The organism is Cylindrospermopsis curvispora GIHE-G1 (assembly GCF_014489415.1).
Lineage (GTDB): Bacteria > Cyanobacteriota > Cyanobacteriia > Cyanobacteriales > Nostocaceae > Raphidiopsis > Raphidiopsis curvispora_A.
Window position 1 is genome coordinate 1,033,313 of the sequence record NZ_CP060822.1, and the last position, 13,671, is coordinate 1,046,983.

9 protein-coding genes are annotated in these 13,671 nt (G+C 39.3%); 4 read left to right on the forward strand and 5 right to left on the reverse strand.

Translation table 11 applies throughout. The features are described 5' to 3' along the window. The first annotated feature begins 202 nt into the window (after nucleotides 1-202). Nucleotides 203-4,228 (forward strand): WD40 domain-containing protein, encoded by a 4,026-nt coding sequence (locus IAR63_RS04945; protein WP_187706803.1) that lies wholly within the window; start codon nucleotides 203-205, stop codon nucleotides 4,226-4,228. Here the strand turns inward: IAR63_RS04945 and mnmA are convergent. Further along, nucleotides 4,218-5,267, reverse strand: a complete 1,050-nt coding sequence (gene mnmA, locus IAR63_RS04950; RefSeq protein WP_187707364.1) for a tRNA 2-thiouridine(34) synthase MnmA — start codon at nucleotides 5,265-5,267, stop codon at nucleotides 4,218-4,220. The genes IAR63_RS04945 and mnmA overlap by 11 nt on opposite strands. A 279-nt stretch (nucleotides 5,268-5,546) precedes the next feature. Between mnmA and IAR63_RS04955 the strand changes: the two genes are divergently transcribed. From IAR63_RS04955 to IAR63_RS04965, 3 genes are read left to right on the forward strand one after another with little or no spacing between them, the layout of a single operon-like run. After that, nucleotides 5,547-6,278 (forward strand): hypothetical protein, encoded by a 732-nt coding sequence (locus IAR63_RS04955; RefSeq protein WP_187706804.1) that lies wholly within the window; start codon nucleotides 5,547-5,549, stop codon nucleotides 6,276-6,278. An 11-nt stretch (nucleotides 6,279-6,289) separates the two neighbouring features. Then, complete coding sequence (locus IAR63_RS04960; RefSeq protein WP_187706805.1) at nucleotides 6,290-7,858, forward strand: NAD(P)H-hydrate dehydratase; 1,569 nt, start codon at nucleotides 6,290-6,292, stop codon at nucleotides 7,856-7,858. 35 nt (nucleotides 7,859-7,893) lie between these two features. After that, nucleotides 7,894-8,181: a hypothetical protein gene (locus tag IAR63_RS04965; RefSeq protein WP_187706806.1), complete on the forward strand. Its 288-nt coding sequence runs from the start codon at nucleotides 7,894-7,896 to the stop codon at nucleotides 8,179-8,181. Between the two features lie 14 nt (nucleotides 8,182-8,195). Here IAR63_RS04965 and IAR63_RS04970 read toward each other — a convergent pair whose 3' ends face one another. From IAR63_RS04970 to IAR63_RS04985, 4 genes are all read right to left on the reverse strand, one after another. Continuing rightward, the gene (locus IAR63_RS04970) at nucleotides 8,196-9,776 is read right to left on the reverse strand and encodes a metallophosphoesterase family protein (RefSeq protein ID WP_187706807.1); all 1,581 of its coding nucleotides are present in this window, start codon (nucleotides 9,774-9,776) and stop codon (nucleotides 8,196-8,198) included. Beyond that, nucleotides 9,773-11,389, reverse strand: coding sequence for a murein biosynthesis integral membrane protein MurJ (murJ, locus tag IAR63_RS04975; RefSeq protein WP_187706808.1), 1,617 nt, complete (start codon nucleotides 11,387-11,389; stop codon nucleotides 9,773-9,775). Before murJ ends, IAR63_RS04970 begins: the two co-directional genes overlap by 4 nt. A 93-nt stretch (nucleotides 11,390-11,482) precedes the next feature. Continuing rightward, nucleotides 11,483-12,196 (reverse strand): serine/threonine-protein kinase, encoded by a 714-nt coding sequence (locus IAR63_RS04980; protein ID WP_187706809.1) that lies wholly within the window; start codon nucleotides 12,194-12,196, stop codon nucleotides 11,483-11,485. A 70-nt stretch (nucleotides 12,197-12,266) separates the two neighbouring features. Beyond that, nucleotides 12,267-13,637 (reverse strand): cytochrome c biogenesis protein, encoded by a 1,371-nt coding sequence (locus IAR63_RS04985; protein WP_187706810.1) that lies wholly within the window; start codon nucleotides 13,635-13,637, stop codon nucleotides 12,267-12,269. Between the last annotated feature and the right edge of the window lie 34 nt (nucleotides 13,638-13,671).

Below are 13,671 nucleotides of genomic sequence, written 5' to 3' on the forward strand. Positions count from 1 at the left end.
GATGATGTTGCGTTTCGTTCCTCAACCCAAGGTACATTATCCTCTCCATTGCTGTTGCACCACTAACTAAACTATACTGGACTATGCTGGATTAATTGTTCAAAACCGCATTTGTCGCCTTTAACTATCACAACTTGCTATTCCCCATTTAATACAATCTAATTTTAGTGGAATCAACAGGATTTTCCCGGAGACCAACACCATGAATGATCTAGAAAATATTCCCAATCATCACTATGAACCTACCAAAACCATCTTGCGAGTAATTGATTTCTCCCAAGGTCAATTTTGCCTGATTTTTTTGCACTGTAATGATGCTGAATTACGCCAACAAGTGGCAGCACAACTGCGGGAAAGATCGCCCAACAAAATTGAGGAGATTACTCTACCTCATTCCGCCATAAGTCTCTATGATAATATATCCCTAACCTTGGATAGACATCCAGAAGTTTTGATGGTCTTTGGACTGGAGACTGTTAACAACCTGGACTCTATTTTACAGTTCTCTAACCAAATTAGAGAAGAATTTAGAAAAAACTTTACCTTTCCCCTATTGATTTGGATAGATGATCAAATACTGAGAAAAATTTTGAGGGTTGCACCAGATTTAGAAACTTGGGGTAGTATTATTGGCACACCTAATTACTACAATGGAGAAAACCAAGTGAAAAGTTTGGCTCAAATTCACAGGTTTTTGGCAGAAGCGGCTTTAGAAAATCAACAATGGTCAGAAGCTAAAAAGCAGGCACAGTATGCACAAGAAATCTTAACCAGTGTTGACCACATAATCTTACCAGATGATGGTTTATATCAATTATTGATTGCTCGTTCCCAAATTGGTTTAGGAGAAATCAGCGCGGCTATTAAAACTTTAGATATCGCTAAAACTCATAGCGAATCTCACCAGGATCCCCAACTCTACATTGAGATTTTAAAAACTTTGGTCAGTTTATACTTTGATAACGGTAATTACTTAGAGGCATTTTGTATTCGACAAGAGCAACTACAAGTTGAACAGCAGTATGGGTTAAGAGCATTCCTGGGATCATCCTATTTAAATCCCCAACGCCCAATCATTAACAGGACTAATGGTACTAATAGTCGTCCCATGGCATTTGGTAGGGAAGAAGATATCAAAAGGTTGTGGCAAAGAATCTCAGACAATAAACATCCATTAGTCGTGATTCACGGACAATTTGCAGTGGGTAAAACCTCAATTATTCAGGGAGGGCTACTTCCTATCCTGGAACGGGAACTTATTGATGACAGAAAGGTATTACCTATTATTCTGCGGAAGTACACAAATTGGTTAGAAGAATTATCAGAGCAATTATTAAATAAACTAGAGAAGAAGTTACAATCAACTATAGCCATAGAAACATTTAATGGATTATCTCCACAGGAGAGAATTATTAAACTATTAAATATCAGTGGCGATAAAAATTTATTAACGGTTTTGATATTTGACCAATTTGAAGAATTTTTCTTTGTCACCAATAACCTAGAGGAAAAAAGAACATTTTATCAATTGTTACGCTCTTCCCTAGATATTCCCTTTGTTAAAATTATCCTTACCCTGCGGGAGGAATACTTACATTACTTACTGGATATAGATAGACTAGTAGATTTAAGAGTTACTGATAATAACATTCTTGACAAAACTATTCGTTACTACTTAGGTAACTTCTCTAAAACAGTAGCTAAAAGGATTATTCAAACTCTAATGGTCAAAGACCAATTTGAGTTACAGATGGAATTAATTGACCAATTAGTTGAAGAGTTGGGGGACGATTTGGGAGAGGTTAGACCCCTAGAGCTACAAATTGTTGGTGCACAATTAGAAAAGGAGGGAATTGATACTTTAGACCAATATGAACAATTTGGTGGTAGACAGAAACTACTAGAAAAATTCTTGCAGGATGTGATTAAAAGTTGCGGACCTGAGAATGAGTCAACAGCTGAATTAGTTTTATACTTGCTCACAGAGGAAAATGGAACTAGACCCTTAAAGACTCAAGCAGAAATAATAACACAGTTGTCAGCGGAAAGTGATAAACTAGATTTGGTCTTAAAGATTTTCGTTGGTTCAGGTTTGGTGTGGCTACTGCGAGAATCACCTAGGGATAGATACCAACTGGTTCATGACTGTTTAGTGCAGTTTATTCGTCAGCAGTATGTACGGTCATATTATGCTCAGTTATCAGCACAATTAGAGAAAATTCAAGGAGAGCTTAGACAAGAAAGGGAAGCTGAAGAGCAAGCTCAGTTGGTAACTAAGCTGGAAGAAGAAGCATTAATTGCTTTAGATCAGTTTCAATCTGAGCCTCTACTATCCCTGGTTAGTGCTATACGTAATGCTAACTTATTAAAATCCATAGTTCAAAACAATCCTCTGGATAAGTACCCAACCGTTCGTCCCATTTATGCATTAAATACTATTCTTGACGCCATCAGCGATCGCAACATCATCAAAGGTCATGAAGGTGGAATTACAAGTGTCTGTTTTAGTCCAGATGGCCAAACCATAGGGACTGGTTCCTGGGACAAAACAGTTCGGTTATGGAATTTGCGGGGTGAAAACATCCAGCAGTTCCGTGGTCATGAAGGTGGAATCACAAGTGTGTGTTTTAGTCCAGATGGCCAAACCATAGGGACTGGTTCTGAGGATGGAACAGCTAGATTATGGAATTTGCAGGGGAAAAACATCCAGCAGTTCCGTGGTCATGAAGGTGGAATCACAAGTGTGTGTTTTAGTCCAGATGGCCAAACCATAGGGACTGGTTCTGAGGATGGAACAGCTAGATTATGGAATTTGCAGGGGAAAAACATCCAGCAGTTCCGTGGTCATGAAGGTGGAATCACAAGTGTGTGTTTTAGTCCAGATGGCCAAACCATAGGGACTGGTTCTGAGGATGGAACAGCTCGGTTATGGAATTTGCAGGGGGAAAACATCCAGCAATTTCATGGTCATGAGGACTGGGTTACAAGTGTGAGTTTTAGTCCAGATGGTCAAATCCTAGCTACCACCTCTGTGGACAAAACAGTTAGATTATGGAACTTGCAGGGAGAGACCATTCAACAATTTCATGGTCACGAGAACTGGGTCACCAGTGTGAGTTTCAGTCCCGATGGTAAAACCATCGCTACCACCTCTGTGGACAAAACAGCTAGATTATGGAACTTGCAGGGAGAAACCATTCAACAATTTCATGGTCACGAGAACTGGGTCACCAGTGTGAGTTTCAGTCCCGATGGTAAAACCATCGCTACCACCTCTGTGGACAAAACAGCTCGGTTGTGGGGGTTAAATAGACACAAAATTCAGGAGATTAGGGGTCATGAAGATTGGGTCACCAGTGTGAGTTTTAGCCCAGATGGTCAAACTATTGCAACTGGTTCGCGAGACAACACAGCTCGGTTGTGGAACTGGGAAGGTCGTCTGATTCAAGAATTTAAAGGTCATCAAAGTCGAGTCACAAGTGTTAATTTCAGCCCAGACGGACAAACTATAGGGACCGGTTCTGCTGATAAAACAGCTCGGTTGTGGAATTTGCAGGGGGAAAACATTCAGGAATTTCAAGGTCATGAGGACTGGGTTACAAGTCTGAGTTTCAGTCCCAATGGCCAAACCCTAGCTACTGGTTCCCGGGACAAAATAGCCAGGTTATGGAGCTTGCACGGTGACCTCCTTAGAGAATTTCCAGGTCATGAGGACTGGGTTACAAGTGTCAGTTTCAGTCCCAATGGACAAGCTCTAGCTACTGGTAGTGCTGACAAAATAGCTAGGTTATGGAACTTGCAGGGTGACCTCCTTGGAAAATTTCCAGGTCATGAGGGTGGGGTTACAAGTGTGAGTTTCAGTCCCGATGGCCAAACTGTTGTTACCGGTTCAGTTGACAAAATAGCTCGTTTATGGAATTTAAAGGGTTATCTGATTCGGGAATTCAAGGGTCATGATAGTGGGATAACAAATGTGATTTTCAGTCCTGATGGCCAAACTCTTGCTACCGCTTCTGTTGATAAAACAGTCCGGTTATGGGACTTAAAGGGTCAGCTGATTCAAGAATTTAAGGGTTATGATGATACAGTTACAAGTGTGAGTTTTAGCCCAGATGGCCAAACTCTTGCTACTGGTTCTTTAGATAAAATAGCCCGCTTATGGACTGTACGGTATTTAGATAGAGCGTTGAAAGATGGCAACACCTGGTTAATTGATACTAATTTTTGATGATCCCCCCACCTAATACCTTATCTCCCTCATACCAAACCGCTGCTTGTCCAGGTGTGATGCTGAACTGGGGCTCATCAAATACCAGTTGTACACAGTCCTTTTCCCCAGGGATAATTGTTGCCAGTACAGGTTGAGAACGGTAACGTATTTGCACTTCCCCACGAATACTACCTCTGGGTTCTGCCATGGATACCCAGTTTACTCGCTCAACTGCACACTCTTTATCTGTACCTTTTGTGCGATCGCCTACTACGACAAGATTGTTAACTGTGTCTAACTTTATGACATATAGTGGTTCAGCTGCGGCAATTCCCAAACCTTTGCGCTGTCCTATAGTATAGTGGTGAACACCATCATGGGTGCCCAAAATTTTGCCGTTACTGTCCACAATATCACCAGGTTTAGGGGCTAAATATTTGTCTAGAAATGCCCGCATGGAACCGTTGCTCTCTACTAAGCACAAGTCCTGGCTCTCGGGTTTATCGGCGGTTTTTAAGCCATATTCGGCGGCAATTTTACGAGTATCATTTTTATTTAACTCTCCCAGGGGAAAGATAGTACCTGCTAGTAGTTCTTGGGATAAATCATATAAAAAGTAGGATTGATCTTTGTTGCGGTCAAAGGCACGTAGTAACTGATAACGTTCACTCCCATGGTCGTAAGCAATTCGGGCATAATGACCAGTAGCAATGGCATCACATTCCAGTTTTTCTCTTGCATATTCTAACATGGGACCAAATTTCACAGTTCTGTTACATTGGGAACAGGGCAAAGGAGTGATTCCCGCGCTGTAACCAGAAACCAGATAATCCACAATGTTAGTTTGGAACACATCCCGCATATCAACAATTTCATGGGGAATACTTAGTTGTTCGCAAATAGTAGCTGCATCCACCATACCCTCGGAGCAGCACTGACCCTTCCCTTTCATTAACCAAAGGGTCAAACCAATGACATCATAGCCTTGATTGTGTAGAATGGCTGCTGCTACGGAACTGTCAACGCCACCAGAAAGACCAACAACAACTTTTTTCATCATTAATCTTTTTCATACTTGAGATTTACAACATAATAGACACCTTTCTAGGGTAGCACAGGTTTTGCGTTAGTGGTTGACGGTTGTTGACTCAAAGTTTATGGTGTCTTTAGACCGGAGAAGCTTAATCCAAGACCATCCTGATTAAAATGATGAATGATAGAAATTTAAAGCAAAACTTCATCTTTTGGTAAAGTCTGTTGAAGTTAGGGCTATTTTACCTTTGGATTTTTAGATCTGGTTTGATTTATTAAAATTCTCCCACTCTACATGACAAATATGGCGAATTTAAATAGTACTACCTCTTTATCTATGCTGTTCTTGTTAGCATCTAGTAATTTAGTGATAATGTGCCAACAAGCTTTAGCCAAAACGCTTGTTACAGAGTTTATGGGTCAGGGTGAGGTGGTTATTCTCTCTCAATTAGATACCCGTGGCTATGCTAGCAGAAACTCGGACAGATATGTGGTCTATGTTGAAAGTGATAGTCAATATGTTTTACAACAAGTCCGTCGAGTTGATAGTAATGCTTATATTCGCCCTTTTGGTGGACGTAGTGTTATTCAGTCAGGTGTTTTTAGTGAATCCTACTATGCTGCTGAACGGGTAAGAGACTTAGAATTAAATGGTGTAAGTGGTATTCGTGTCATGGTTGTCTCCCCACCAGGACAAATCTCATCTTCTGTCTCTACCACTACATCCAACTTGGGTTATGATAGTGGTGCTGCAAACTCTTCCGACAACTCTACTAACATTGACCTGACAAAACAAGCCCACTACTATGCTGATTCTTATTATGTGGTTGTTCCTACAAGTGCTGAGAATTTACGAACCATCTGGCAACAAATTCGACACAAAGTACAAGGAAGAGTTGATGTTCTGATGAGAAGTGAACCCAGGGGATTTCACGTAGCTTTAGGTAAATTTAAGGACCGCTATCAAGCGGAGCAATGGAGTAACTATTTGAAAAGACTGGGTTATGGTAATGCTAGGGTATATTATGGGAGATGACGTTTGACATAATGAATAACCAGGATTTGAAGCATCTAAAAGAAATATTTGTTGTCACTGCTGCTCAAATGCGGGATGTGGAATCAAGGATTTTCGCTGCAGGAATGCCCATTCCAGCTTTGATGGAAAAAGTAGGTAGACTCATTTGCGATCGCCTTTTATCTATGACATTAAAAGGTTCTAGCGTTGGTATTTTAGCTGGGCCTGGTCATAATGGTGGTGATGCTTTGGTGGTGGGAAGGGAATTACATTTTCGTGGTTATAATGTTTGGATTTATCAACCTTTTGGTCAACTGAAGGAGTTAACTAACCAACATTTTTACTATGCCCAAAGTTTAGGAATTCCTTGTTTTTCTCAACTAGCTGAATTGCCAGATTGTGATTTTTTAGTTGATGGGTTATTTGGATTTGGTTTAGAAAGAGAAATTACTGGCAACATTGCTGAGGCTATTAATCATCTTAACCTCTGGAACAAACCAATTTTTAGTATTGATTTACCATCAGGCATACACACCGATACGGGAGCGGTTTTAGGAACTGCTATTTGTGCCTCCCACACTTTTTGTTTGGGTTTGTGGAAACAGGGTTTATTACAAGAACAAGCAATACAATATACGGGAGAAACAGAGTTAATTGATTTTGATATTCCTCTGGCTGATATTCAGGCCGTTTTGGGGGAAATTCCCACCATCAAACGCATTACCCAAAATCTAGTGGTTAATACTTTGCCTCTACCTCTTTCTCCCATCCTGCATAAATATAAATCCGGGCATCTGTTACTAATTTGTGGTTCTAAACGCTATGCAGGGGGAGCAATTTTAACTGGTTTAGGTGCAAGAGCATCTGGGATTGGCATGTTATCTATTGCCGTGCCAGAAAGTATTAAACCTTTATTAGTTTCCCACTTACCAGAAGCTCTCATTATTGGTTGTCCAGAAACAAATAATGGAGCAATTTCCCATTTACAATTGCCTGGAGAAACCACTTTAAATTCCTTTACTGTTATTGCTTGTGGACCTGGATTAACCACGGAAGTAACTCCCATTGTGGAGCAGGTAATGAAAAGTGAAGTTCCGCTAATTCTGGATGCAGATGCTCTGAACATTCTAGCACAATTGGGCACAATTACTAGTTTAAAAAACCGCCATCAACCTACTATTCTCACTCCCCATGGAGGAGAATTTCATCGCCTATTTCCCGAGATTGATATCACAAACAGGGTCAAAGGAGTGCAAACAGCAGCATCACAAACTGGAGCCATAGTTCTATTAAAAGGAGCAAGAACTGCGATCGCTAACGAGCAAGGGGTTACTTGGGTAAACTCTGAAAGTACACCAGCTTTAGCTCGGGGTGGTAGTGGTGATGTATTAACTGGACTAATGGGGGGGATTTTAGGACAGGTGGTTAACAGACAAGTTAATATGGAGGATGTGGTAGCAACAGCAGTTTGGTGGCACTCTCAAGCTGGTATTTTAGCAGCAAAGGAGAGAACAGAGTTAGGAGTTGATGCTTTTACCTTAACCCAGTATTTAAGCAGAGTTTTGGCTCAAATCCAAACTGATGAGATATGTATGGGATAATAAATTTTGATATTTATTTTATCAAGTGAGTAAAAATGGAGAAAGTTTTAAGAGTGATTAATGACGTAATTACCAGTCCACCAATTCCCCATGAACCCTACAAACAATCTTTAAAAAATTGGGCAATGTACTGTTTACGGGAAAGAGGATTTATCGTGGTTTATGCACAAAAGGGTGATTTTGCGGTTCAATTGAAAGGAGGAGAGAAGTTATATTTTAAAGTTACCACCAGTGCGGTAGAACCAGAAGAGAATTTAAACTGGATAATATGGGATAACCTGAGCCAAAAAGCCAGTTTCATTCCCCAAGATCTCCCAACTTGATAAAGTTATTAAAACTATACAATTATGGCATCCAATTGCTTGTTACACCATTTTCCCTCAATTAATTCCGTTACCAGTGGTGTAATTACAAATTGAGGAGGAATACCAGCTTTAACATCCACACGCACACAAGAATAGGGTTTTCTCGTCTCTAAATCATAACCGGTACGTCCCACATACAACAAAGAATTGGCAACTTTTCGCGTGTGGGCACTATCATGCTCGCTAAAATCCTCTAACAACTCAGTTCCTTCCTCTCGCTGACGACGAGGACGACGACCACTACCACCACAGACAATATAGTTAATACCAGAATCTCCATATCCAGTGTCTGTAGTTTTTAAAAACTCCAAACAGTGGGCGTGACCATTAAACACCAGATCTACCAAGGGTCTTCCCCCAGTTATTTCTCTCCCCATATTTCCTAAAGCTACCCTTATCTGTTCCAATACCTCCCTTAATCGATGGCGAACTGCTAAAGTTTGTCCCTGTTGCCATTTGGTTGCTTCTGTAACGTAGGGAGGATGATGAAAAAATAACACCCTTCCCCTAACATTTAAATCTTGCCAGGATGCAATTAATCTATCCCTTAACCATTCCAGTTGCTCAAAATCTGTATCCGCATTAGTGTGATTTTCTAATTGTTTCTCAATATCAAGTTTGACTTCATTTAATTGATCCAATTTACCCGCTAAATCTGCTAGAAGATCTGATTCTCGCGGATTTTTTGAGTCTAACTTCTCATATACCGCTAAAATTTCTAACTCCTCCCGCTCCAAAGAGCGACGACTTTCCCACAATTTTTGACGAATATCCTGGGCTCGACTTTTTGGTAAAGGTTCTGGAGTATTAAAAGTGTTAGAATCCAAGGCAAAAAAATCTATTCCCCCATAATTAAAACTATAGTATCTATTGGGTAACCTCGTAAATTCACCTGGTTGGTAATTTAAGCATCTACCTGTATTAACTTTCCCAGTATAATATTTATTTAGGTGAGCTACCAAATCAGAGGAACCAATAGCAGCTAGATAATCAATAAAAGCTCTGGCGTAAGTATCTCCTTGGTTGGAACCATGCCAACCAATTTCAATATCTTTATAACGTAACATTTGTCGTAGAGGTAAGGTTGAACCTGTAATCAAACGATATAATAAAGGTACATCATAATAATCATGATTGCCGAGAACTGGTAATATGGGCAACTTAAAGGTCATGTGATTATAAGCTATGTTTTCTGGATTCTCTCCACCAAGTAAAAATTCCCGGTAAGGTTGAATGAAATTGGCTGGATAATATTCACGAGAACCTACAACATAAACCACATCTCCGGTATGTAGAATAAAACGACAATCATCAAGATGATTTAACATCATTTCAGTTACTTGACGTTGCGGATGGGATCCATAATTTGATTTCGTCCCACTGTCACCCATAACCATAAAGGAAAATTCTTGATTTTTTTCCCTACCTTGATCATCGAATGTCATCACGGTTTGGTCAATATTATGCTCCAAAATAGCTGGATGTCGCCATCTAACTCTTTGTTTCATTCTCTGAATTTTAATTGGAACCGAGGGTTCAGAAATTAATTTCATCTGGATATCCTCAAAAACTTCTGTTTCATTTTGGTTACAAAAACATTGACTTCTGGTATTTTCATTGTCCCCACAATCATGGCAAATATAGCAATTCCCACAATAGCAGCAACGGACAATTCAAGAATCAAAACTACTAAATTTTGACTGGCTATTACCAGTTGACAATTAACAAAGGTTTGATAACTACTAACACCAGCAACCATACTGCCAAAAGTTAACCCCAAAATGGGCAAGGTCCATTCTCCTAAGGGTAAACCATTGAGTTTACGGTTTAACAACCACAATAACATTAACATAGAACTACAATTAACACCCACTGTGGCTAAAACTAAACCAGGAGCCCCAAAAGGTTTCACAAGCACAAAATCCAAAACTACATTCAAGAAAATATTAAACGTGCTAATTTTGAACGGAGTTTGTCCATCACCTAAAGCGTAAAATACCCTAACTAAAACATCTCTCCCCAAATAGGCAAACATTCCTATTCCATAGGCTATTAATAGGGAAGCAACTAACTCGGTAGCTTCTTGATTAAATGCACCCCGTTGATAGACTACCTGAACAATGGGTGTGGATAAACCTATCATTAAACCACCTAAAGGTAGCATGGTCACAGCAGTTAATATAATCCCCTGACGAATGCGTAATTTTAGATCTGGCCAAGATTGTGGTTCAGCTAACTTGGCGAACATTGGTAAGAGGGGAAGTAAGATAATATTGGAAATAATTCCCAGTGGTGTTTGAACTAGTAAATTAGCATAGTTGAAAGCTGCTGCTGCACCTTTGATGGGACTGGCAAAAAATAAGTCGGTCGCTACGTTAATTGGCATCATACCAGAAGAAATAGTAGCAGGAATCATTATTTTAATTACTTCTTGAACTGCAGGAGATTTAAAATCAAACCTCAGTTTTAATTTTCCTAAACCTAACCTCCACTGGAAAATTAATTGTACGGACCATTGTAAAATTGCGCCAATTAAAGTCCCCCAAGCTAATACCATCCCTCCAATAAATGCAAATTCTGGCTGAATTATTTGTTTACCATATTCTAAAGCCAAAATACCAATACCAATCACTACTGTAATACTGGATAATAGGGGACTAATTGATAATAGCCAATATTGATTGGCTGCATTCAAGGTGCCAAAACCAAGACCTATTAAACCAGAAAATAAGGCCATTGGTGACATGATTTGTAGCTGACGAACAGCAATTTCTCTGGTTTTTATATCTAATCCATAACCAACAAGATCAATTAAGGGTTCCGCTAAAAAAATTTGGGCGACTGTTACTATTAATAATAATCCGCTAACTAGGGTCGTTACTGTTTCTACAATAGGAGCTGCTTCTTCTTGTTTGCGTTTGGCTAACACACTGATAAGGGCACTATGTAAAGGACCGTTTACCCCACCGAGTAAAATCAATAAAAATCCAGGAATAATATAAGCGTAACTATAAGCAGTAGCAGCAGCACCTACACCAAAAGCAGCTGCTATGGCTTGTTGTCTAATTAAACCGAATATTTTACTAATTAAAGTCGCAGCAGCAACTATACCAGCAATACCAGCAAAGGAACGGGATGGTTTATGCTTTTGTGGTTGTTCAGTCACGAATAATACCCAAAGATTTACACTAGACCAACATAATATCAAAAATATAGTGGTGGTCATGGGAAGGTAATCCAAAAACCTACCCAGATTTAACTAGATATTAAATTTTTGCCTAATTAATTTCTTCAACCATGGTAGAGTTCTACCGGAAAGGGAAGTGATAAAACGATAGGACTGACGAATCTTATTGAGTAAAGAATAGGGTACTCGTAATTTAAAAGGATAAAAAATTGGTAGATATATTAAATAATAAGCCTTTTTTAAATCCTCCCATTTGGAACATTTATCCTCATGGAGAAAATCAGAAATGTCTACCACTAAACCTCTCCCCTCAAACATCATGACATTTTTACCATGAACATCATGGGGAAAAAGACCTCGACTACGTGCATAATCCAAAGCTCGATCAATATCTTTAATCACCCTGGGAGGAATGGGTAATCCCCGATTTAAACAATCATAGAGGGTTACGCCAAATAGTCTTTTTAAAACTAATAGACCATTGCAAGCATAAAAACATTGTGAATAGGCTGGATGAGTACCTATACGTTTATAAACCTCTAATTCTTCATCAAATCCGGGACGACCAGGAGCGTAAATCTTGACCACCATATCAGGAAAATCAGGATGACAAACCACTGCTGCATAGTTACCCGTACCTATTAGCTCCCAGGGATGTGGTAAATGATGAACCACTGCTGGATTGTGGGGGTGCACACTTTCCAGAGCTAACTGGGGTAATAATTCTTGATGAATAATGGTAACTAATGGTTGAATACTTGCTTGATCTATAGAATATGTACCCATACATACAAAATTGAGTAGTATTGCATTTATTAAATGTACCACTCAATTAGCATCCTCACTCCTAAAAAAATTATTTCTTTGCTGTTTGAGCAAGCTGGTCTAAAATTTCTAGGACTTCCCTTTCAAAGGTGACTTGAGCCCGGTTAGTTTTTCCACCTACATATAGCACATCACCATGTTGTAAAGCCCAAATTTGAGAGTGGGAAAAATAACTCATCACCACTCCTAACATTAATAGAGCAAAACCTATATATACAATAGGAATTCCCGGATCATATTTAATTTGTAAACCTGTACTACCCACAACTTCAAGAATTTGTAAATTCACTCCGTTCACAGGTATGGACATTCCTGCACGCACGGTATTAACTAATTTTCCCTCATTATCATAGATTAAGACCATACCTTGTAGATCCTTAGCTAACAGGGAAACCCCTGCACTTAAATCTGGTTTGGTTGGTATCCAGGTTCCCCATAATCTACCTTGGCCATTAGTATTTAATAATGCCATGGGTAATTGAAAAATGGGACTGTTATTAATTTTGACTTTAACCCCAGCAATTCCCCAATCTGTTTGATAGAAGACTACACCATGATAGCGTAATGGTTTATTAACATAAATATTTTCATGGTTAACTTCTTCACCTTGGTCATTTAAAACTGATAGATCGGAGTAAAATTGGTCAATTCCCCCTTTGGGAGTATAATCAATCCAAAATCTGTTAACTTTAACAGACCAGTTTTTTAACACATCCTGAGAAGACCAAGCTCCCGCATCAATGATATTTTTCACCTGGAAGGTGTCACCGGAGGTAATCATTTCCTGGGCCATAAAGCCCGTCATTGCGCCCCATATTCCCCCTAGCAATATCATCACAATTCCAATATGTACAACAATAGGACCCATCTTACCAATTATCCCCTTACGAGCATAAAGTAGATGATTGCTTTCCTCTTGCTGGAAAATTTGATATTGGCTTTTCTTTAATAGGGAAGTAATGGAATTTAAGTTAACATTTTCTAATTCAGCACTAAGAGCTAGTTTATTGAACTTTCTTGGTTCATCATAATATTGCCACTTTTGAGCAGCTTTTAAGGCTGGTAGTTGTCGTGTAAAAGTACAAGTTGTTAAACTCGCACCAAACAAGACTAATAAGGACAAAAACCACCAAGTGCGATAAACATGATCTAAGCCTACGACCTGAATCACCTTCCAACTAAGAAAACCAAATAAAGCTGGATGTTCAGGATAATTGGCCTGATAAAAAGCAGGAGTTTGTCCCTGTTCGATCACGGTCCCACTAACACTAAAAACAGCAATGACTAATAATAAAACAATTGCTAATTTCAAATCGGTAAGTACGGGTAAAATTTCCTTTCTTATAAAACGAATCGGAAGGGAAACTAAGTTAAATTCTGGAGATGAAGAATCGAGTGTCATTGCTGAAAGGTTTGAGGTTTACATTAATCAAGAG

What these genes read in the sequence shown, in the direction of transcription:
- IAR63_RS04960 (WP_187706805.1), top strand. Translation starts at nt 6,290, where the DNA reads ATGAATAACCAGGATTTGAAGCATCTAAAAGAAATATTTGTTGTCACT.
- IAR63_RS04970 (WP_187706807.1), bottom strand. Translation starts at nt 9,776, where the DNA reads ATGAAATTAATTTCTGAACCCTCGGTTCCAATTAAAATTCAGAGAATG.
- IAR63_RS04955 (WP_187706804.1), top strand. Translation starts at nt 5,547, where the DNA reads ATGGCGAATTTAAATAGTACTACCTCTTTATCTATGCTGTTCTTGTTA.
- IAR63_RS04980 (WP_187706809.1), bottom strand. Translation starts at nt 12,196, where the DNA reads ATGGGTACATATTCTATAGATCAAGCAAGTATTCAACCATTAGTTACC.
- IAR63_RS04985 (WP_187706810.1), bottom strand. Translation starts at nt 13,637, where the DNA reads ATGACACTCGATTCTTCATCTCCAGAATTTAACTTAGTTTCCCTTCCG.
- IAR63_RS04965 (WP_187706806.1), top strand. Translation starts at nt 7,894, where the DNA reads ATGGAGAAAGTTTTAAGAGTGATTAATGACGTAATTACCAGTCCACCA.
- mnmA (WP_187707364.1), bottom strand. Translation starts at nt 5,267, where the DNA reads ATGAAAAAAGTTGTTGTTGGTCTTTCTGGTGGCGTTGACAGTTCCGTA.
- IAR63_RS04945 (WP_187706803.1), top strand. Translation starts at nt 203, where the DNA reads ATGAATGATCTAGAAAATATTCCCAATCATCACTATGAACCTACCAAA.